Consider the following 20,301-nt stretch of genomic DNA (forward strand, 5'->3'; position numbering starts at 1 on the left):
AGGCGGCGGACAGGTTCTGGGTGGTGCCGGTCCGGGTGACCACGGTCTCGCCCGCCGGGGTGAACAGCGCGACGGGGGCGGTGGAGCCGTCCGGCACGCCGACCACCTGGTAGGTGTCGGAGGAGAACGCCAGCTGGCGGAAGGCCACCGCGCTGCCGGTGCGCGCGTCCACGAACAGCAGGCCGCCGCCGAACTGGATGCTCCCCCAGAACTCGGCCAGGCTGCCGGAGCCGTTGGTGACGGGGAAGCTCGCCGACAGGCCGCTGGCGGGGTCGTAGCCGGCGGTGGCGGTGGGCAGCGGCACGGCCACGATGCCGGCCTGGGCGGCCTGCTGGAAGAACGCGTTGCTCTCGTGGATCACCGCGTTGCCGGCGGCCGGCGCGGCCGAGGCGCTGGTCGCGGAGGCGGCGGTGACGGCGAGCGCGAGGCCGGCGGCAGCGGCGGCGACACGGGCGAACGTGCGGGACATCGTGGCTCCTTCAAGCTGAGTGCTGAGTGCGGGTTCTCGTTGTGCAGGTGTCGCGTGGTGCAGGTGTCGCGTGGTGCAGGTGTCGCGTGGTGCGGGTGTCGCGTGGTGCGGGCGGGCAGCTGGTGCGGCGTGCCGGTGGTGCGGGCGCCTCGCGGTGCGAGGTGCGTCGTGCACGGCGGAGGCGCCGCTATGGGCCGCCGCCCGTCCCCGGTGCTGCGGGACGGGCGGCGGTGTGGTGCGGAAACGGCGTGTGGTGCGGGGTGGAGCGGTGGTGTCGGGGCGTCAGTGGATGATCGCGCCGCAGCCGGTGCCCGGCAGGTTCAGGAAGCCGTAGCTGGCGATGTCGGCGCGGCCGGTGGTGCCGCAGATCCAGCCGGTGGGGCTGAAGATGGCGCGCAGCGCGGTGCCCTGGGTGGTGTTGGCGGTGTAGTCGCCGTCCCGGACCACGTTGAACAGGACGCGGCCGTAGCTGCCGCCGGCGAACGCCGGGTTCAGGGTCTTGGTCGTGGTCAGCGGCGGGACGTTGTTGATGTTGCGCAGGGTCAGGACGCCGGGGGCGTCGTTGCCGCTGGCGTGCCCGTTCAGCTGGCCCACGTAGTGGCCGACGGAGTACGGGAAGACGCTGCCCAGGTTGGCGAACACCGGGTCGGTGCCCTCGTTCTCCTCGGGGGTGCTGGTGACGCAGGCGCCCGGGGTGATGTTGCCGATCGCCTGGAGGAAGAACGAGCGGGTGCCGGAACCGGTCTGCGGCAGGTACGGCTTGATGGCGCCGGCGGTGCCGCCGAGCTGCGACCAGTCGGTCTTGACGCAGGTGTAGATGTCCACCAGGTTCGCGGTGGTCAGGTTGTTCGGCGCGTAGCCGCCGGTCGGGGCGGACCAGGTGACCGCGTCCTTGGCGAAGGCGATGAAGTCGAAGGTCGACGGGTCGGTGGCCTGGGCGGCGCGGGAGGAGCGGGCGAAGTCCAGGGTGGTGTTGGTGGTGGTGTTCAGCGCGCCGATGCCGGCGCCCGAGCCGTTCGGGCGGGGGATCGAGGCGCCGCCGGTCTTCGGGGTGATGGTGCTGGGGGTACCGGTGGCGTCCCAGCTGTACAGGCGCGGCGTGGTGGTGTCGGTCGCCGGCAGGGTCGCGTTGTAGTCGGTGGAGAACTTGCTGAACAGCGCCTGCGTGGTGTCCGAGCCCACGCCCACGATGTCCTTGGCGGCGGGGGTCACGGCGGGGTCCGCCATGGCGGGAACGGCGGCGACAGTGGTCAGGGCGGCGGTGATCGCAACGGCCGCGAGCGCCTTGGCAGCGGTGTGACGCATGGTCCTCTTCCTCCGAGGGGGATCGTGCCTCGCTTGACCGGTCCTGGCGGGGTCCGGTACCGGGCAGCTCCGCGGCTTCCCGGCGGAGCGATCCTCGCCGCCGCCGACCGCCGTCCGGAAGCCTCTCCCGGCTCCCCCGCACCGCCGTCCGGTGGCGTCACCGCGTCCGAACTCCGCTGGTCAGACGGTTGGTTGACGGTCCTTCACGCCTCCTCCCCGACCTGGACGCGTTCTTCTCCAGGTGTGCTCACGGGGGCACCTCGGCCATCTCCGCTTCACCCCCGCACCACCGACACCTCCGCTTCGCCGGCGCCGACCGGACGGGCACGAGCACCGGGGGCGGCGCGGGAAGGGCTCCCGCGCCGCCGACTCACCAGGGGCTTCCGGCCGTTCGCCGCATCCGTCGGACGTGCTCGACGCCCTGCAGGAAGCCGGTCACGCTCTGCCGGCACTGGTCGCGCCGCAGATAGCCGCGGGCGCTGCGGGCCACCGCCTCGCCGCCGCCCGACCCCGCCCGGGTGCTGCGGGCCGGCAGGTACGCGGTCCAGGCCCACTGCCGGTCCTCGCGCTGGCTCAGGACGAACCGCAGGGCCGCCCGCTCCGCCAGCAACTCGGCCACGCCCGCCGCGAGTTCCTGCTCCGAGCGGTAGCCGCGGACGGCGGCGGCCAGCCGCCGTCCGTTCGCGGCCACCAGCGACCACCCGGCCCGCCCGTCCGCGCCGCGCACCGGCACCAGTCGCGGGCCGCGGCCCGTCTCGGCCGCGCTCACCGCCCGGCCCCGGGCGCACCGCCGGGCAGCGGAGCGGCCTCCGCCATCCGGGCCAGCAGCGCCATGAACCGCCGGAACGCGTTCTGGCAGGTCGCGTAACGCTCGTACGCCCGGCTGGACTTGACCAGCGGATTGCCTCGCGCTCCGGGCACCACCCAGGTCCAGCCCGGCCCGCCCCGCACATGGGTGATCCGGGCGACCAATGCCGGTCCCAGGGCGACCAGTTCGGCGAACGCCCGCTCCGCGTCCCCGGCGGAGTCGTAGACGGAGGCGGACACCGCCACCACCCGCCCGTTCATCGCCTTCAGCTGCCACTGGAACCGTCCGTTCGCCGCCCGCTCCGTGAACAGACCCTCCCCGCGCACCGCCCGCTACCCCCCGGGTCTCCGCCGGCCCGAGGCCCGTCCTGGGCCGCAGCACCGCATGGCCCGTCCGGCCCGTATCCCTCACGAACCGGACGCACATCGTCACGCTGCGAACGCTATGTGTGCACAGATGACCACCGGAAGCGGAATGCCTCCTGAGCTGCCTCTGTTCGCCCCGAAGTTCTCCCTTGTTAATGCGCTGCCGACGGTCGGTGCGCCCCCGACCCGGCGGCCCGCCGCGCCGGCGGCCGTGACATGCTCGGGCGCGTGACGGAACTCCCCCACGACGACCGGTCGTTCACAACCGCGCGCGGGCCCGCGCGGTTCGCCGCGTGCGAGGAGGTCGGCGTCCCCGGCGTGGAGCACGCGGCGGGCGCGCGCGGGACGCTGTGCGGCATCCCGGACGCACGCATCACCATCTACCGCCGCCTGTTCGTCCCCCGCCGCCTGCCGACCCTGCGCGGCCGACGGTCCTGCGGGCGCTGCCGCGACCTCGTCCGCCGCTGACGGCCGTTCACCCGTCTGCGCCCTCAAGTCCGCGGCGCACCCGGACGATCTCCCTCGGGGGGCGACAATCACGGCCTCCGTCTGTTCATCGAGGAGAGACCGTGCCACGTACCCTGTCCCGCCTGGCCGTTGCCGCCGGCACCGTGGCCCTCGCCGCCGGCCTCGCCGTCCCCTCCACGGCCGACGCGGAAGGCCGGTCCGGCACCCTCCGGTGGGTCGCCCTCGGCGACTCGTACACCTCGGGGCTGATCCCGGCGACCGGGGAGGTCTTCGAGAACCCGCCGGACGGCTGTGCCCGCACCGTGCAGTCGTACCCGGAGATCGTCCGCCGGGAGCTCCGCACCCTGGTCGCCCTGCACAACGTCAGCTGCGGCTCCGCGACCGTCGCCAACGTCGCCCGGACGCAGCAGACCCCGCCCGGCCGGCCAGCGCCGCCCGGCAGCGCCGACCCGGACGGCCCGTTCCCGCCCGTCCCGCCGCAGATCGACGCCGTCGGCCCGAACACCGACCTGCTGACCGTCGGGATCGGCGGCAACACCCTGGGCTTCGCCGAGATCCTCAAGCGGTGCACGGAACTCGGCGACGGCAGCAACAACACCGGTACGCCCTGCAAGGACGAGTTCGCGGCGAGCCTGCCCGGCCGGTTGGAGAACCTGCGCCGACAGTACGACCAGATGCTCACCGCACTGCACTCCAAGGCGCCGCTCGCCAAGGTGATCACCGTCGGATATCCGCACATCGTCCCCGAGAACGCCGGCAGTTGCCGGTTCGGCGACATCCAGCAGTTCCACACCATCACCACCGGCGACCTCGGCTGGTCCCGCAGCGCCGCCCTGGAACCGCTCAACGCGGTCATCCGGCAGGTGACCGCCGCCCACGGCGACACCTTCGTCGACCTGTACGCCGCCAGCGCCGGCCACAGCGTCTGCGACTCCGACCACTGGGTGGACGGCGTGCTCAGCAGCGTCTCGCCGCTGAGGCTCGCCTTCGTGCACCCCAACGCCAAGGGCCAGGCCAACGCGGCGCGGCTGGTCGAGGACGCCGTCCTCGGCGGCTGAGCGCCGGCCACGGCGGGCGCGGTCGCCTCCGCCGCCACGAAGCCCAACGCGCAGACGCCGTCGGCCAGTTCGTCCACGGCGGCGCACGCCGTCCGCTCGTCCCCGTACGCGATCCGGGACAGCAGCGCGGGAATGCCGCTCGCCGGTGCGCCCGTCGCGTCGCGGAGGTCTCCCCAGCGGACCCTCGCGACACCCTTCAACCGCCGCCCCACGCTCAGCTCCTGACGCTCTCTCCGACCGTCTCCATGATGCGACACCGAGCCGTCCGGCGTCCGGCCCGGGCGCGGCGGGCGTGGTCCAGCGTCACCGCCGCCAGCAGCGGGCCCCAGGCCACCAGCGGCAGGTAGCAGAGCGTCATCACCACGCCCGCGAGGCCGTGCGGCGAGTCCGGGTCGCTCATGTTCCGCTGCCACGGGCCGAGCGCCGCCGACCAGGTCACCGCCGTCACCGCCAGCGCCCCCAGGCCGGCCGGTACCAGCACCGTCCAGGCGGGGAGCGTCCGTCCGCCGAGCGACGGGACCCAGCGCGGAACTCGGCGCCCCCACGGCCGGACCAGACCCAGCGTCAGGAACGCCAGCCCTTCCGCCACCGCGCTCAGCACCACCACGTACACCGTGCCCCAGCCGGGCATCCACCGGCCGAACATCCGCTCCAACTCGCCGTGGAAGCCCACCGGCAGACCGAAGCCCAGGGCCACTCGCCACAGGCCCGACGGCACCACCGACCACGCCGCCGCCTGCGCCGCCCGCACGGCCCACCGCGGCGCCGCTTCCATGTTCCCCACCATCTCCGGCCCTCTTCTCGACTCCCGCCGGTCCGACCGCCGGCCACATCGAGGACTCTGCCGCCCGGCCCCGCCCCGTCGGCAGATGTCGAACGGCCACTCGACTGTCGCCCCAATGTGCCGATCGGCACACCCGCCACGCCCCACCCGCCCCTAGGGTGATCACATGAACGGGGACACGGGGGTAGCCGCGCGCACGCGGGAGCGCCCCAGCACGAATCCATCCGGTCCGGGTGCTGCGCCCACGCCTGCCGGGGCCGCCTCATGAGCGGCGAACTGGTCTGGGACGCGGTGGGGTTGATCGTCCCTGCCGCCGTCGCCGGGTGGGCGCTGCACCGGCCCCGGCAGGCCTGGCCCGCGGCCGGGCTCTCGCTCGCGCTGAGCTGCGCCGCCGGGTGGGCCGGTCCGTACCGGGGCGGGGCGCCCGTGGTGGGGCTGGCCGGGGTGGTCGAACTCGCCGCGCTGCTGGGCCTGGTGGTGCCGGCGATGCGTCACGGCCGGTACCGGTCGGCGCTCTGGACGGCGCTCGCGGTGCTGGGCTGGCCGATGCGCTTCGTCGGCTTCGATCCGCTGCTGCCGGTGTTCGGCGCGCTCGCGCTCGCCGCCGCCGGCACGGCCGGCCGGTACCTGCACGCCCTGGACCGCCAGCGCGAGCGGGCCGTGGCCGGCGCCCGGCACGCCCAGCGGCTCGAACTCGCCCACGACCTGCACGACTTCGTCGCCCACGACGTCAGCGGCATGGTCGCCCAGGCGCAGGCCGGGGCACTGCTGGTCCAGCAGTCGCCCGAGCGGGCGGCCGCCCTGTTCGCCCGGATCGAGCAGGCCGGGCAGCAGGCCCTCGCCGCCCTGGACCGCACCGTCGACCTGCTGCGCTCCCCCGACCAGCAGGACGGCGGCGGTCGCGCGGCGCTCGGCGGCCTGGACGAACTCCCGGACCTCGCCGCCCGGTTCACCGCCACCGGCGGCCCGCGGGTCCAACTCGTGCTCGACCCGGGCCCGGTGGGACGCGAGAGCGCCGCCACCGTGCACCGGATCGCCGTCGAGGCGCTCACCAACGTCCGCCGGCACGCCCCGACCGCCCGCACCGTCCGGATCGAACTCGCCCGCGCCGCCGACCGGTTGGAGCTGGTCGTGCACAACGACGGCCCGGCCGCCGCCCGGCGCGCACGGCCGCGCGGCGGTCACGGCCTGGCCGGCCTGGCCGCCCGGGTCGAGGCCCTCGGCGGCACCTTCCGGGCCGGGCCCGTCCCGGACGGCTGGCAGCTCACCGCCACCTTCCCCACCCCGACCCCTCTCCCGGAGACCCCGTGACCACCCGGATCCTGCTCGCCGACGACCACGAGGACATCCGCACCGCGTACCGGATCATCCTCGACGCCCAGCCGGACATGCAGGTCGTCGCCGACGCCCCCGACGGCCTCACCGCGCTCCGGCTCGCCCGCCGCATCCGGCCGGACGTCGTCCTCGCGGACATCCGCATGCCGCACCTCGACGGCCTGGACCTCACCCGCCAGCTGGCCGGCCCGGACGTCGCCGACCCGCTGCGGGTGGTCGTCGTCACCACCTTCGACCTCGACGAGTACGTCCACACGGCGCTCGCCAACGGCGCCGCCGGGTTCCTGCTGAAGCGTTCCAGCCCCGCACTGCTCACCGAGGCGATCCGCGCCGCGATGGCCGGCGACACCCTGATCAGCCCGCAGTTGACGCTCCGTCTGCTGCGGCACTACGCCCCGCCGGAGCCGTCCCAGCAGGCCCCGCGCGAGGCGCTCAGTCCGCGTGAGCGGCAGATCGCCACCCTGGTCGCGGACGGGGCCACCAACGCCGAGATCGCGGCCGAGCTGTTCCTCTCCCCCGGCACGGTCAAGAACCACCTGGCCCACATCCAGCGCAAGCTGGGCACCCGCAACCGCGTCGGCATCGCCACCTGGTCGCTGACCCACCGTCAGCGGCTGCCGTAGCCGGCGGCGTCAGACGAACAGTTTCTGGCCGGCCGGGGTGAGCGTCCAGTCGCCGAGCAGGCTCTCGCCGATCCGCACCGCGTACAGCTCGCCGTGCGCCCCGAGGTGGAACACCGCGATCCGGGCCTCCCGGTCCTCGCCGGTGTAGGCGAGGGTCTTCGGGGCGTCCGGCGCCGGGTCCCCGTACACCACCGAGGGCTCGCCGAACTCGGCCAGCACGTCCGCCAGCCGGCGCCGGTCCTCGGACCAGTCCAGCACCCGGTCGAGCAGCTGCCCGAGTTCCTCCTCGCCCAGTGCGCGGTCCAGCCGGAGCCAGCCCCGCCGGTGGGCGTCCTCGCCGTACTGGGAGGCGACCAGCGCCGCGTCGGCCTCCCCGAAGCTGCCGCGCAGCAGCGTGCTGACCGTGCGGGAGGCGGTGTCCGGGATCCAGGCGGTGCCGAGCCCGGTGTCCGGGTCGGCGGCGGCCAGGGTGTTCAGCAGCTCGACCACGGCCGCGGCGCCGCCGAGGAGTTCGGGGCGCCGGACGGCCGCGTTGAGCGAGTCCAGCAGCTCGGCCCGCCGGGCGTCGGTGAACAGCGGCCGGGCGCTTCCGCGCGTGGTCGGGGCGGCGGTCGGCCCGTCGGCGTCGGCGGCGTGGGTGAGTGCACTCATGGGGTCAAGTGTGCCGGTTGAGCGGTCGTTCGACGGCCACCGGGCAGCTCATCCGCCGCCGGTGGTCCAGTTCCCGCTCCGGGCCCGTGAGTTCGAGTCGGACGGTGTGGCGGACGTCGGCGCTGGAAGCGGCCAGCCGCAGCTGGATCTCGCCGGGCTCCACGGTCCGGCGCCCGTCGGGGCCGGTGCAGGAGGCGAGGTCGGCGTGGAACCGGAACCGCACCCGGCGGCTCTCGCCGGGCCCGAGCGGCACGCGCGCGTAGCCGATCAGCCGGGCGTCGGGCCGGGTGGTGCGGGCGACCGGGTCGTGCAGGTAGAGCTGGACGGTCTCGATGCCGGCCCGCTCGCCGCTGTTGCGGACGGTGAGCTGCACGTCCGTGCCCGCGTCGGTGGCGAGTCGGGGCAGCGGGTCGGGCCCGGGCGTCCACTCGAAGCGGGTGTAGGACAGGCCGTGGCCGAACGGGTGCAGCGGCGTCGGGTCGAGGCTGCTGACGCCGTTGGCCAGGCCCAGTGGGGGCTGCAGGTATGTCCAGGGCTGGCCGCCGGGCTCGCGCGGGATGCTGACGGGCAGTCGGCCGGACGGGTCGACGTCGCCGGTGAGGACGGCGGCCAGCGCCGGTCCGCCCTCCTCCCCGGGGAAGAACGCCTGCACGGCGGCGGCGCAGCGTCCGTGCCAGCGGCCGAGCGCGTACGGGCGGCCGGTGAGCAGCACCAGCACCACGGGGGTGCCGGTGGCCAGCAGCGCGTCGAGCAGGTCGCCCTGGACGCCGGGGAGTCGGAGGTCGGGGGCGTCGCAGCCCTCGCCGGAGGTGCCGCGTCCGAACAGTCCGGCCCGGTCGCCGAGGACGGCCAGGCAGAGTTCGGCTCCGGCGGCGGCCCGGACGGCGTCCGCGAAGCCCGCGGTGTCGGCGCCGTCGACCGTGCAGCCGGGCGCGAACTCCAGTGCGGCGCCGGGAAGTCGGTCGCGCAGGGCGTCGAGGACGGTGGGGATGTCGAGGCCGAGCGGGATGTCGGGGTGGTGGGCGCCGACGTGGCTGGGGAAGGAGTAGCAGCCGAGCATCGCGAGCGGGTCGTGGGCGCGCGGTCCGACGACGGCGATCCGGCGGGCGCCGGGGGCGATCGGCAGGGCGCCGGCCGGGTTGGCGAGCAGGACGACGGACTGTTCGGCGATCCGGCGGGCGAGCGCCCGGTTGCCGGGCGGGTCGAGGTCGATGCCGCCGCGGACGTCCTCGGGCCCGGTGTCGGCGCCGCAGCCGGCGGGCAGGGCGGGCGGCAGCGGGCTCCAGTCGGGGTCGAGCAGGCCGAGTCGGCACTTCTGCAGCAGGACGCGGTGCAGCGCCCGGTCGACCAGCCGTTCGGGGATCCGTCCATCGCGGACGGCTTCGACCAGGGTGTCGCCGTAGGCGCGGACGGTGGGCAGTTCGACGTCCACACCGGCGGTGAGGGCGAGCCGGGCGGAGTCGGCGCGGTCGGCGGCGACCCGGTGCAGGGTCTCCAGGAAGCCGACGGCGAAGTAGTCGGCGACCACGGTGCCGGTGAACTGCCAGGTGTCGCGCAGTAGTTCGGTGAGCAGGGCGGGGTCGGCGGCGACCGGCAGGCCGTCGATCTCGGTGTAGGAGTGCATGACGGAGTCGGCGCCGCCTTCGTGCAGGGCCATTTCGAACGGGGGCAGCATGACGTCGCCGAGTTCGCGGGCCCCGACCCGGACGGGGGCGAGGTTGCGGGCACCGGTGGAGGCGGAGTAGCCGACGAAGTGCTTGAGGGTGGCGACGAGGCCGGCGGAGCGCAGTCCGCGGACGTAGGCGGTGCCGATGGTGGAGACCAGGTAGGGGTCTTCGCCGATGGTCTCCTCGACGCGTCCCCAACGCAGGTCGCGGGCCACGTCGAGGACGGGGGCGAGGCCCTGGTGGATGCCGACGGAGCGCAGGTCGCGGCCGATCCGGTGGGCCATCTCGGTAATCAGCTCCGGGTCGAAGGTGGCGCCCCAGGCGAGCGGCACGGGGTAGGCGGTGGCGCCCCAGGCGGTGAAGCCGGCCAGGCACTCCTCGTGGGCGACGGCGGGGATGCCGAACCGGCCGGCGGCGGTGAGCTGCTGCTGGGCGCGGGCCAGCGCGAGGGCGCCGACGGCGGGGTCGACGGGGGCGGTGCCGAACGGGCGGGTGAGCTGGCCGAGACCGTGCGCGGAAAGCGCTTTCAGGTCGACCGGGTCGCACATCTCGTTCTGGTGCGGGGCGACGCCGTCGCCGCCCGTGTCGGCGCCGACCCACACGCCGTACAGCTGGGCGGTCTTCTCCTCCAGGGTCATCCGGGCCATCAGGTCCGCGACCCGGACGTGCGGGTCCTGCGCGGGGTCGCGCCAGGGTCCGGCCGGGCGCGGATCGTCGGCGGCCGGTGCGGGGTGGGTCGTCATCGGACGGCTGGGTCCTTCCGGTGCGGGGTGGTGGACGGTCGGGCGGGCCGCTCAGCCTTTGACGGCGCCGGCCATGCCGCCGACGATGCGGCGCTCGGCGAACACGAAGAAGCCGAGCGCGGGCAGCATCGACAGTGCGGTGTAGGCGAGGATTCCGGCGGTGTCCTGCGAGTACTGGGACTGGAAGGCGGCGACGCCGAGCGGCAGGGTGAAGTGCGCCTGCTGGTTGAAGACCAGCATCGGCAGTTGGTAGGCGTTCCAGGAGCCGAGGAAGGCGAGCACGGCGACGGTGACCAGGGCGGGCCGGGCCAGTGGCAGCATGATCCGCCACAGGAAGCCGAGCCGCCCGCAGCCGTCGACGGCGGCGGCGTCCTCCAACTCCCCGGGGATCGCGGCCATGAACGGCCGCAGGATCACCACCGTCACCGGCAGTCCGAACGCCGCCTCGGCCAGCGCGACGCCGAACCAGCTCTCCAGCAGGTGGAGTTGGCGCAGCAGCAGGTACACCGGCAGTGAGGCCACCCCGAGCGGGAACAGCAGGCCCGCGGTGAACAGCGTGTAGACGCCTTCCCGGCCGCGGAACCGGTAGCGGGCCAGCGCGTACCCGGCCGCCGCGCCGAGTCCGCAGGTGAGCACGGTGGCGGTGACGGCGATCAGGGCACTGTTGCCCATCAGCCGCCAGAACACCGAAGACCCCAGCACGGAACGGTAGTTGTCCAGCACCCAGGGGCTCGGCAGCCCGGTCGGGTCGGCGTTCAGCTGCGCGTTGGTGCGGAAGCCGCCGAGCACCACGAACGCGATCGGGACGAGCGTCACCCCGGCCACCAGCAGGGCTGCCAGGTACCGGCCGGACAGCGTCAACTGCCTTGCGGTGAGCCTCGGTTGCCGCTGTGCGGCGGGCGGTGCGGTCATGGGATCAGTCCACCCTTCCGGTGAGCGCGCCGTCGGTGTCGCGGCGCAGCGCGAACCGCTGGTAGGCGAGCGCGAAGACGAAGCAGACGGCGAACAGCACCACCGCGACGGCGCTGCCGTAGCCGAACTGGTAGCGGCGGAAGCCGCGGTCGATGACGTAGGTGGCCATGGTGGCGGAGGACCCGGCGGGGCCGCCGAGCGTCATGATCCAGACCAGTTCGAAGAGTTGCAGCGAGCCGATCACCGAGAGGAAGATCCAGATCCGGACGGTCGGGCCGAGCAGCGGCAGCACCACCTTGCGGGTGGTCTGCCAGGCGGACGCGCCGTCCAGGGCGGCGGCCTCGCGCAACTCCATTGGCACGCCCTGGAGTCCGGCGAGGAACAGGATGATGCCGAAGCCGAGGTACTTCCAGGTGGAGACCGCGAACAGGGTGTACAGCACCAGGTCGGGGTCGGCCAGCCACTGGTGCACCAGCGAGTCGAGGCCGACCGAGCGGAGCCCCCGGTCGACGGCCCCGCCGGGCTGGAGCATCACCAGCCAGGCGACGGCGGTGATCGCCTCGGACAGCACGTACGGGGTGAAGGCGATCAGCCGCAGCAGGGCCCGACCGCGCAGTCGGCCGTTGAGCAGCAGCGCGAGGGCGACGGTGAGCGGCAGTTGGACCGCCACCGACAGCACGGCGAACACCAGGTTGTGCCGGACGGCCCCCTGGAACACCGGATCGGCCAGCGCCTTGCGGTAGTTGGCGAGTCCGACGAGCCTGCTGGGCGGGCCGAAGCCGTTCCAGTCGAAGAAGCTGTAGTAGACGGCGGCGGCGATCGACACCAGCACGAACAGCGCGAACAGGGCGAGCGCGGGGCCGAGCAGCAGGGCGAGTTCGGCCCGGGTGCGGCGGCCGGTGCGCCGCCGGACGGGGCCCCGCGACGGGGTGGCGGAGCGGGCCGGGGCGGCGGCCCGCTCCTCTACGGTGCTCATCCTCACCCCGCCGCGTTCACCGCGCGGGCCACCGAACCGGCGTCGCCCTTGCCGGCGAACAGGTCCGCGGCGGCGTCGTTGAGGGCCTGCCCGACGGCGGTGGGCAGCGCGACGTCGAAGTACACCTGGACGTAGCTCGCCCGGGCGTTGTAGTCGAAGATCTGCTTGACCACGGGGTCCTTGACGGCGGCGACGGCCGCCGGGTTGACCGGGATGGTAGCGGCGCCCGAGTCGACCAGTTCGGTCTGCACCTCGGCGCTGGTCAGGTACTTGAGCAGCTGCGCGCAGTCGGCGGCCCGCTTCACGGTGCACGAGAAGCCGTCGCCGCCGCCCAGCGCCACGCTCGGGTCGCCGGCCGCACCGGCGACCGCCGGGAACGGGAACCAGCCCAACTGGCCCCGGTAGGACGGGTCGGCGGCCAGGCCCTGCATGACGCTGGGGTTCCAGTCGCCCTGGAGTTCCATCGCGGCCTGCCCGGCGGCCACCATCCCGGCCGAACTGCCGCTGCCCTGCTGGGCGGGAGTGCCGTTGAATCCCTCCTGGAACGGCTTCAGGGCGATCAGATCGAGCACGTCCTGACCGGCCCTGGTGAAGCACGGGTCGGTGAACTTGGCTGCTTTCATCGAGGACTTGAGGGTGTCGACGGCGCACTCGCGGACGGCGAAGTAGTCGTAGTAGAAGGCGTCCGGCCAGCGGTCCTTGCCGCCGAGCGCGATCGGGGTGCTGCCGGCGGCCTTCAGCTTGCCGATGTCGACCTTCAACTCGTCCATGGTGGCGGGAGGTTGGGCGATGCCGGCGTTGGCGAACAGGTCCTTGCGGTACCAGAACCCGACCACGTGCGAGTCGTAGGGGACGCCGAGCTGCTTGCCGTCGGCGGCCCAGCCCTGGGCGGCGGGCCCGAGGTCCCTGATCCAGTCGGCGGTGAGCGAGGTCAGGTCGGCGACCCGGCCGGACTGCGCCTGGGTGGCGAGCAGGCCGCCGCCCTGGTTGAAGTAGACGTCCGGCGGGTTGTCGGACTGCAGGGCCAGCGGGACCTTGGTGGGGAACTGCTCGTTCTGGATCGGCACCACGTCGAGTTTCGAACCGGCGTGGGCCTGCTGGTAGTTGGCGGCCGCGTGGGCCCAGACGGTCTTCAGCGGATCCTGGGTGCCGTTGTGCCACCAGGTCAGCGCGCCGCCTCCGCTCCCGGAACCGCCGCTGCCGCAGGCGGTGAGCAGGGTGAGCGCGACGGCGGCGGCCGCCGCGGCGACGGGCGGGCGTCTGCGGACGAACATGGTGCGGGCCTCCTGGGGCAGGGAGCGGCTCGAAAGTTTCGGGACCAGCGACACGGATGGTGCCGGGACTCAGTGGGGCCAGAGGTGGCGCGACAGTGCTGAGCTGCGAGAGGTGCCGTCGCGGGGCGGCGCGAGGCGGCACGATCCAACGGTACGAATGTTTCGCTGGCTGTTCGAATGTTGCGAGGAAGCTACGGCGACCGAGCGGACGAGTCAAGGCCTCCGACCGAACCGGACCCCCGTTCGTGCACCACCTTGCCGGGCGGGCCGCGGGCGCTACTATCCGTGCCATGAGCGCCGCTGAACTCGAACCCGACCCCGCGCCGACGCTGTCGGAGATCGCCCGGGCGGCCGGCGTCTCGGCGCCGACAGTTTCGAAAGTCCTGAACGGACGGACCGATGTCGCCCCCGCCACCCGCGCCAAGGTCGAGGAGATCCTGCGCCGCACCGGCTACCGGCGCCGCCGCACCGCCGCGCCGCCGTCCCGGCTGCTCGACCTGGTCTTCCATCAACTCGACAGCGCCTGGGCGGTGGAGGTGATCCGCGGCGTGGAGAACGTCGCCCGGGACGAGGGGCTGAGCATCGTGCTCTCCGAGTCCGCGGGCCGGCTCACCCCCGGCCAGACCTGGGTGGACGGCGTCCTCGCCCGCCGACCCGCCGGGGTGGTGCTCGTGCTGTCCGACCTGGACGCCGCCCAGCGCGACCAACTCACCAGCCGCGACATCCCGTTCGTCGTGCTCGACCCGGCCGGCGACCCCGCCGACGGAGTGCCCGCCGTCGGCACCGGCAACTGGCAGGGCGGCCTCGCCGCCACCCGTCCGGCCCGTCCGGCATGATGTGCAGCCGAGCCAGGGTGGACGGCTACCGCACCGCACTGGAGACCGCCCGGCTGCCGGTCGACCCGGAGCTGATCCACGAGGGCGACTTCCACCACGAGGCCGGGTACGCCGCCGCCCGCGCCCTGCTGACCCGCGACGACCGGCCCACCGCGATCTTCGCCGGCAACGACCTGCAGGCGCTCGGCGTCTACGAGGCCGCCCGCGAACTCGGCCTACGGGTACCGCAGGACCTCTCGGTGGTCGGGTTCGACGACCTGCCGCTGGCCCGCTGGGTGGGCCCGCCGCTGACTACCGTCCGGCAGCCGCTGGTCGAGATGGCCGAGACCGCCGCCCGCCTGGCCGTCGAACTCGGCCGCGGCGAACACCCCGCCGCCACCCGAGTCGACCTCGCCACCAGCCTGGTCGTCCGCGCCTCCACCGCCCCGCCGCCGGCCGACTCCCCGCCCCTGCCGACCCGTTGACGCCCGCCCGGCCACGGGTCTCCCTCCGGCGGCACGTCGGAATCCCCGTCCGACGGCCCCTCGCAGTCCCCGTCCGGGTCTCCGAGCGGCAGCGCCAACCCCTCCGGCACGCCCGGCCCGACCGTCCCCGGCTCGGACGGAACGGGTGTCGGCACGCCCGCCGCCACCGGCCCGCAGGGCGACAGCCTGGCCTTAACCGGCGCGGACGTCCTCGGCACCACCGCGGCCGGCCTCGCGCTGATCGGCGCGGGCAGCGTCCTGGTGCTGCGTCGCCGCAAGGGCGCGCACAGCTGAGTGCCTTCGCTCGCAACGGAGTTCACGTCCCGCCCGGCGGGGCGACGGTACCCGGATCCGGACCGTCGCACCGCCGGGCCCGTGTCGGGCCTCGCAGGGCGGGGCCGCCGGCAAACGGTGGTCGGTGCGACGCCGGGCGTCGGGCTCAGGCGGTGTCCGGCTGCCAGAGCGACGCGGGGTCGGTGTGGAGGCGGCGGACGGTGGTCAGGGCCGCGCCGAGGACGGGGCCGCGGCGGCCCAACGGGGAGGCGCGGAGGGCGTCTTCGGGCCACGGGCGGACGCGGATCAGCGCGGCGAGTTCGGTCCGCATGGGGGGCAGCAGCCAGCGCGCGAGGTCCGCGTAGGCGCCGCCGAGCACCAGGGTGGCCGGGTCGATCAGGTGGACGGCGGCGGCGAGCGCGGTGCCGAGGGCGGTCCCGGCGTGCCGCAGGGCGCGCAGCACGGCGGGATCGCCGGCCTCCGCGCGGACGACCAACTCGCCGACGGCGTCAGCTGAGTGATGGATCGTCAGATCGGCCGTGCGCAACACGGCGGCGAGACCGGCGTACGGTTCGAGGCAGCCGCGGGCACCGCAGGAGCAGGGGCGGCCGTCGGGGCGGACGGTGAGGTGGCCGAGTTCGCCGGCGAAGCCCTGGACGCCGCGGAACAGGCGTCCGTCGAGGACGAGTGCGCCGCCGATGCCCTCGCCGGCCGAGATGTGGACGAAGGTGCCGGAGCCGACGCCCTGTCGGAGTTCGGCCAGCGCGCCGAGGTTGGCCTCGTTCTCGATCGCGGGGGCGGCGCCCGGGCCGGGCCACGCGGTGGGGAGGTCGAGGTGGTGCCAGCCGAGGTTCGGGGCGTGTTCCAGGTAGTGGCCGGGGCCGTCGAGCGGGACGCGCACGCTGCCGGGCACGGCGAGCACCCGGCCGACCACCCGCAGCCCGAGGGCGACGGCCTCCGCCTCGGCCTGCGCGGCGAGCCGGGCGAGTTCGGTGAGGGTCTGCTCGGCGGAGCGCGCGGCGTTCGGGGCGGGGCGGTGGAGTTCGACCCGGACGTCGCCGCGCAGGTCGAGGACGCAGGCGCCGAGGTGCTCGACGCCGACCTCCAGGCCGAGCCCGGCCGGTCCGCTGTCGGGGAGGACGAGGGCCCGGCCGGGCCGGCCGACCCGGCCGCTGCGGGCGAGTTCGCCCTCCACCAGCAGTCCGCCGCCGATGAGTTCGTCGACCAGGCTGGACACCGCGGTGCGGGTCAGTCCGGTCCGGCCGGCCACGTCGGCGCGCGACAGCGGGTTCGCGGCGACGACGGTGCGCATCACCAGGGCGAGGTTCTGCCGCCGCATGTCCTGCTGGGAGGCGGGGCCGCGCCGCGGTGCGGATGCGCTGTCGGCCGGCTGCTGCCCGTCCGCTGCCACGTCGATCGGTCTCCGCTCCACTGCCGCCCGTGCCGAGTTCGGGTCTGTTCGCCGTCCGCTGCTACCGGCCGCCGCTCTGCAGGGCCGCCGTCTGCGAAATGGTAGTCGCGATCCGTTCGAGCACCGCGTCGTCGCGTTCGAGCGCGGGCAGCACCGGCCCGTCGGCAGTGCCCCAGCGGCGGGCGACGGCGTCGGCGGGTTCGCCGGTGAGCAGCGCGGCGGCCTGGGCGGCGGCGCCGAGGGCCACGAGTTCGCGGGCGGCGGGCAGTTGGACGGGGCGGCCGGAGAGCCGGCGCACCGTGTGCTGCCAGGCCGGGCCCTGGGCGCCGCCGCCGATCAGCAGCAGCGGCTGCGCGGGGTCGGGGGTGTCGGCGCTGGCAGCAGTGCCGGCGGCGTTGGTGGTGCCGGCGGGCCGGTCGACGGCGAGGACGTCGTCGAGCGCGGCGAGCAGGGAGTACGCGGCGCCGTCGTAGGCGGCCTGGAGGAGTTGGCCGGCGGTGGTGTCGCGGCGCAGGCCGTGCAGCAGTCCGCTGGCGTGCGGGAGGGCGGGGGTGCGTTCGCCGTCGAGGTAGGGCAGCAGGACGGCGGCGCCGCCGGGTTCGACGGCTTCCCGGTCGCGGCCGAGCAGGGTGGCGATCCGGTCCACGGCGAGCGTGCAGTTGAGGGTGCAGGCGAGGGGCAGCCAGTTGTCGAGGGCGTCGGCGAAGCCGGCGACGGTGCCGGTGGGGTCGGCGGGGCGGCTGCGGGCGACGGTGTAGACGGTGCCGGAGGTGCCGAGGCTGAGCACGGGGGTGCCGGCGGTGAGGCCGAGTCCGAGGGCGGCGGCCATGTTGTCGCCGGTGCCGGTGGCGATCGGGGTGCCGGGGCGCAGCGGTCCGCCGGCCCGGGCCCGGCCGGCGGGGGTGCCGGTGGGGGCGACGGCGGGGAGCAGGGCGGGGTCGAGTCCGATCCGGGCGAGGACGGCGGGGTGCGGGCCGTCGGGGGTCCACCAGCCGGTGCCGGAGGCGTCGCCGCGGTCGGTGACGGCGTGCCCGGTGAGGCGTTCGGTGAGGTAGTCGTGCGGGAGTCGGACGGCGGCGGTGCGGTCGGCGTTCGCGGGTTCGTGGGCGCGCAGCCAGGCCCATTTGGCGGCGGTGAAGGACGCGCCGGGGACGCTGCCGAGTTCGGCGGCCCACCACTGCGCGCCGAACTCCCGTACCAGCTCGGCGGCCTGGGGTGCGGAGCGGACGTCGTTCCAGAGCAGCGCGGGCCGGACGGGGCGGCCGGCGGCGTCCAGGGTGACCAGTCCGTGCTGCTGTCCGCCGATCGCCATCGCCTGGGCGCGGTCGGCCCAACCGGTGGCGGCGACGGCGGTGTTGAGGGCGTCCCACCACTGCTCGGGGTCGCTCTCCTGCCCGTGCCGGGAGTCGACCCGGTGCGCGGCGCGGCCTTCACCGAGGACGCGTCCGGTGCCGGTGTCGACGGCCAGCGCCTTGGTGGACTGGGTCGAGCTGTCGACGCCGATCACCACCTGCGGGTGTGCCATGGGCTTGCCACTCCTGTCTCTTCCGAACGTGTCCTGCCCGAACCTGTCCTGCCCCGACGGGCCCGGCCCGAGCGCGTACTGCCCGGCCGGGTCCTGCCCGGATGTGCTCAGCCCGAGCACGTCCCGACCGAGGACGCCCCGTCCGAGCGCGTCCTGCCCGAGCCGTTCCGCGCGGGGGCTTCCCTCGCGGGCCGACCCATATTAATTTGTCTTCCGGCCTTACGAATAGACTTGCGTCGTTCCCGGTCGATCCGCCGCGGTCGATCCCCAGCGTTTGGAGTGCCCGATGAGCCGACTCACCCCCACCCCCGCCGACAAGTTCACCTTCGGCCTGTGGACGGTCGGCTGGCAGGGCCGCGACCCGTTCGGCGACGCCACCCGGCGGGCGCTGGACCCGGTCGAGACGGTGGAGCGGCTGGCGTCGCTGGGCGCGCACGGCGTGACGTTCCACGACGACGACCTGATTCCGTTCGGCTCCTCGGACGCCGAGCGCGCGGCGGTCGTCAAGCGGTTCGCAGCTGCCCTGGAGTCCACCGGCCTGCGGGTGCCGATGGCCACCACCAACCTGTTCACCCACCCGGTGTTCAAGGACGGCGCGTTCACCGCCAACGACCGCGACGTGCGCCGCTTCGCGCTGCGCAAGACCATTCGCAACATCGATCTGGCCGTCGAGCTGGGCGCCGACGTCTACGTCGCGTGGGGCGGCCGCGAGGGCGCGGAGCACGGCGCGTCGAAGGATGTCCGCACCGCGCTGGACCGGCTGAAGGAGGCGTTCGACCTGCTCGGCGAGTACGTCGTCGGGCAGGGCTACGACCTGCGCTTCGCGATCGAGCCGAAGCCGAACGAGCCCCGCGGCGACATCCTGCTGCCGACCATCGGCCACGCACTGGCGTTCATCGAGCGGCTGGAGCGTCCCGAACTGGTCGGCGTGAACCCGGAGGTCGGCCACGAGCAGATGGCGGGCCTCAACTTCCCGCACGGCATCGCGCAGGCGCTCTGGGCGGGCAAGCTGTTCCACATCGACCTGAACGGCCAGTCCGGCATCAAGTACGACCAGGACCTCCGGTTCGGCGCGGGCGACCTGCGCCAGGCGTTCTGGCTGGTCGACCTGCTGGAGTCGGCCGGCTACCAGGGCCCGCGCCACTTCGACTTCAAGCCGTCGCGCACCGAGGACTTCGACGGCGTGTGGGCCTCCGCGGCCGGCTGCATGCGCAACTACCTGCTGCTGAAGGAGCGCGCCCGGGCGTTCCGCGCCGACCCCGAGGTGCAGGCCGCGCTGCGCGCCGCCCGGCTCGACCGGCTCGCGGAGCCCACTGCTGCGGACGGCCTCGCCGCCCTGCTCGCGGACCGCACCGCGTTCGAGGACTTCGACGTCACCGCCGCCGCCGAGCGCGGCATGGCGTTCGAGCAGCTCGACCAGCTCGCCCTGGAACACCTCCTCGGAGCCCGCTGAGCCCGCTGCGGTCGACCCGATCGCGGTGGCGGCGGCCGCTGCCGACGCCGATCCCGGTGGCGCGGCCGCTGCGGTCGGCCCGGTCGCGGTGGCGCGGCCGCTGCTGGCGCTCGATGGGAGGTTTCTGGCAGCATTGCGCGAGCCGCAGCGGGTGGATGCCGCCCCGGCGCGCCGAAGGGCCCGAGCCCCGCGCGCCCGACGCACTGTTCCCGGCCCGATGACGTCTCGACTGCCCGCCGTCTAGCGGCAGTCCCGGTCCGTTCCGACGCAGCGGCGCACCGCACCCCGTCGACCGGAGAGGTCCGCTTCCGTATGCGCCCCACCCTGTTCACCGTCGAGCGGCCCGGCCCGGGCCGCCTGAGCACCATGGCCCGGCCGCGCGGCGGCGACTGGCTGCCGGACGAGCTGGCCGCGCTCGCCGCCGCCGGTGTCACCGACCTGGTCAGCGCGCTGACCTCGGCGGAGGGCGCCGAACTCGGACTGACCGCGGAGCCGGAGCTCGCCGTCGCCGCCGGGCTGCGCTTCCACAGCGTGCCGATACCGGACTACACCACCCCTTCGCACACCCAAGTGCGGCCCAAGCTCGACGAGTTGACCGGCCGACTCCGAGCCGGCGGGCAGCTGGTGTTCCACTGCCGGGCCGGTATCGGCCGGTCCTCGCTGCTCGCGGTCTCCGTCCTGATCCTGGACGGCATGGACGCCGACACCGCGTGGGAGCGCCTGGCCCACGCCCGCGGCCTGCCCGTCCCGGACACCGCCGAGCAGCGCGCCTGGACCGACGCCCTCCACTCCCCTGCGGTCTGACGCCCCCCGCGGTCTGACGCCCCCTCCGGCCGGCCGCCGATCCCGGCGTTCGGGTGGTCCGTCCGTGTCGCGGCACGCGCGCGCCCGCGCCGGACCC

General features: G+C 74.7%; 19 protein-coding genes and 1 pseudogene. 8 read left to right on the top strand and 12 right to left on the bottom strand.

The features are described from left to right. From IEZ12_RS10435 to IEZ12_RS10450, 4 genes are all read right to left on the bottom strand, one after another. Positions 1 to 469 (bottom strand): hypothetical protein (locus tag IEZ12_RS10435; protein WP_189271745.1); only part of this gene is annotated, 469 nt, incomplete at its 3' end. Positions 470 to 751: 282 nt separating this feature from the next. Then, positions 752 to 1,774: a PstS family phosphate ABC transporter substrate-binding protein gene (locus tag IEZ12_RS10440; protein WP_189271746.1), complete on the bottom strand. Its 1,023-nt coding sequence runs from the start codon at positions 1,772 to 1,774 to the stop codon at positions 752 to 754. Positions 1,775 to 2,144: 370 nt separating this feature from the next. Continuing rightward, on the bottom strand, positions 2,145 to 2,543 hold the full coding sequence (locus IEZ12_RS10445; RefSeq protein WP_189271747.1) for a hypothetical protein: 399 nt from the start codon (positions 2,541 to 2,543) through the stop codon (positions 2,145 to 2,147). Further along, complete coding sequence (locus tag IEZ12_RS10450; RefSeq protein WP_043908050.1) at positions 2,540 to 2,908, bottom strand: DUF1508 domain-containing protein; 369 nt, start codon at positions 2,906 to 2,908, stop codon at positions 2,540 to 2,542. The genes IEZ12_RS10445 and IEZ12_RS10450 overlap by 4 nt, the downstream gene beginning before the upstream one ends. A 267-nt stretch (positions 2,909 to 3,175) precedes the next feature. Here IEZ12_RS10450 and IEZ12_RS10455 point away from each other — a divergent pair, with 267 nt between their 5' ends. Further along, on the top strand, positions 3,176 to 3,415 hold the full coding sequence (locus tag IEZ12_RS10455) for a hypothetical protein (RefSeq protein ID WP_189271748.1): 240 nt from the start codon (positions 3,176 to 3,178) through the stop codon (positions 3,413 to 3,415). Between the two features lie 101 nt (positions 3,416 to 3,516). Continuing rightward, complete coding sequence (locus IEZ12_RS10460; protein ID WP_189271749.1) at positions 3,517 to 4,473, top strand: SGNH/GDSL hydrolase family protein; 957 nt, start codon at positions 3,517 to 3,519, stop codon at positions 4,471 to 4,473. Between the two features lie 214 nt (positions 4,474 to 4,687). Here IEZ12_RS10460 and IEZ12_RS10465 read toward each other — a convergent pair whose 3' ends face one another. Next, positions 4,688 to 5,248 (bottom strand): hypothetical protein, encoded by a 561-nt coding sequence (locus tag IEZ12_RS10465; RefSeq protein ID WP_229847409.1) that lies wholly within the window; start codon positions 5,246 to 5,248, stop codon positions 4,688 to 4,690. Between the two features lie 273 nt (positions 5,249 to 5,521). Between IEZ12_RS10465 and IEZ12_RS10470 the strand changes: the two genes are divergently transcribed. Both IEZ12_RS10470 and IEZ12_RS10475 read left to right on the top strand, forming a co-directional pair. After that, on the top strand, positions 5,522 to 6,568 hold the full coding sequence (locus IEZ12_RS10470) for a sensor histidine kinase (RefSeq protein ID WP_189271751.1): 1,047 nt from the start codon (positions 5,522 to 5,524) through the stop codon (positions 6,566 to 6,568). Next, entirely contained in the window at positions 6,565 to 7,215 is a 651-nt protein-coding gene (locus IEZ12_RS10475) for a response regulator (protein ID WP_043908059.1), read from the top strand. Before IEZ12_RS10470 ends, IEZ12_RS10475 begins: the two co-directional genes overlap by 4 nt. A gap of 9 nt (positions 7,216 to 7,224) precedes the next feature. Here IEZ12_RS10475 and IEZ12_RS10480 read toward each other — a convergent pair whose 3' ends face one another. From IEZ12_RS10480 to IEZ12_RS10500, 5 genes are read right to left on the bottom strand one after another with little or no spacing between them, the layout of a single operon-like run. Then, positions 7,225 to 7,866 carry a hypothetical protein gene (locus IEZ12_RS10480; protein WP_189271752.1) on the bottom strand — a complete coding sequence of 214 codons (642 nt, stop codon included), beginning with the start codon at positions 7,864 to 7,866 and terminating at the stop codon, positions 7,225 to 7,227. Positions 7,867 to 7,870: 4 nt separating this feature from the next. Further along, positions 7,871 to 10,276 carry a beta-xylosidase/alpha-l-arabinosidase gene (locus IEZ12_RS10485; protein ID WP_189271753.1) on the bottom strand — a complete coding sequence of 802 codons (2,406 nt, stop codon included), beginning with the start codon at positions 10,274 to 10,276 and terminating at the stop codon, positions 7,871 to 7,873. Between the two features lie 51 nt (positions 10,277 to 10,327). Next, a complete protein-coding gene (locus IEZ12_RS10490) occupies positions 10,328 to 11,188 on the bottom strand; it encodes a carbohydrate ABC transporter permease (RefSeq protein ID WP_189271754.1) in 861 nt (286 codons plus the stop codon). A 4-nt stretch (positions 11,189 to 11,192) separates the two neighbouring features. Continuing rightward, positions 11,193 to 12,164 (bottom strand): carbohydrate ABC transporter permease, encoded by a 972-nt coding sequence (locus IEZ12_RS10495; protein ID WP_189271755.1) that lies wholly within the window; start codon positions 12,162 to 12,164, stop codon positions 11,193 to 11,195. Positions 12,165 to 12,166: 2 nt separating this feature from the next. Next, positions 12,167 to 13,438: an extracellular solute-binding protein gene (locus tag IEZ12_RS10500; protein ID WP_189271756.1), complete on the bottom strand. Its 1,272-nt coding sequence runs from the start codon at positions 13,436 to 13,438 to the stop codon at positions 12,167 to 12,169. A gap of 290 nt (positions 13,439 to 13,728) precedes the next feature. Here IEZ12_RS10500 and IEZ12_RS10505 point away from each other — a divergent pair. Next, positions 13,729 to 14,738: pseudogene (locus IEZ12_RS10505) on the top strand (LacI family DNA-binding transcriptional regulator). Between the two features lie 186 nt (positions 14,739 to 14,924). Continuing rightward, positions 14,925 to 15,032, top strand: a complete 108-nt coding sequence (locus IEZ12_RS40565; protein WP_189271872.1) for an LPXTG cell wall anchor domain-containing protein — start codon at positions 14,925 to 14,927, stop codon at positions 15,030 to 15,032. Positions 15,033 to 15,177: 145 nt separating this feature from the next. On the opposite strand, the gene IEZ12_RS10515 is transcribed toward IEZ12_RS40565, so the two are convergent. Together IEZ12_RS10515 and xylB are read right to left on the bottom strand one after the other, a co-directional pair. After that, positions 15,178 to 16,422: an ROK family transcriptional regulator gene (locus IEZ12_RS10515; RefSeq protein ID WP_229847410.1), complete on the bottom strand. Its 1,245-nt coding sequence runs from the start codon at positions 16,420 to 16,422 to the stop codon at positions 15,178 to 15,180. Positions 16,423 to 16,483: 61 nt separating this feature from the next. Next, entirely contained in the window at positions 16,484 to 17,947 is a 1,464-nt protein-coding gene (gene xylB, locus IEZ12_RS10520; protein ID WP_189271757.1) for a xylulokinase, read from the bottom strand. A gap of 286 nt (positions 17,948 to 18,233) precedes the next feature. Between xylB and xylA the strand changes: the two genes are divergently transcribed. Together xylA and IEZ12_RS10530 are read left to right on the top strand one after the other, a co-directional pair. Beyond that, positions 18,234 to 19,400, top strand: a complete 1,167-nt coding sequence (xylA, locus tag IEZ12_RS10525; protein WP_189271758.1) for a xylose isomerase — start codon at positions 18,234 to 18,236, stop codon at positions 19,398 to 19,400. Between the two features lie 312 nt (positions 19,401 to 19,712). After that, the gene (locus IEZ12_RS10530; protein WP_189271759.1) at positions 19,713 to 20,204 is read left to right on the top strand and encodes a protein-tyrosine phosphatase family protein; all 492 of its coding nucleotides are present in this window, start codon (positions 19,713 to 19,715) and stop codon (positions 20,202 to 20,204) included. The last annotated feature ends 97 nt before the right edge of the window (positions 20,205 to 20,301 follow it).

The organism is Kitasatospora griseola (assembly GCF_014648555.1).
Classification (GTDB): domain Bacteria; phylum Actinomycetota; class Actinomycetes; order Streptomycetales; family Streptomycetaceae; genus Kitasatospora; species Kitasatospora griseola.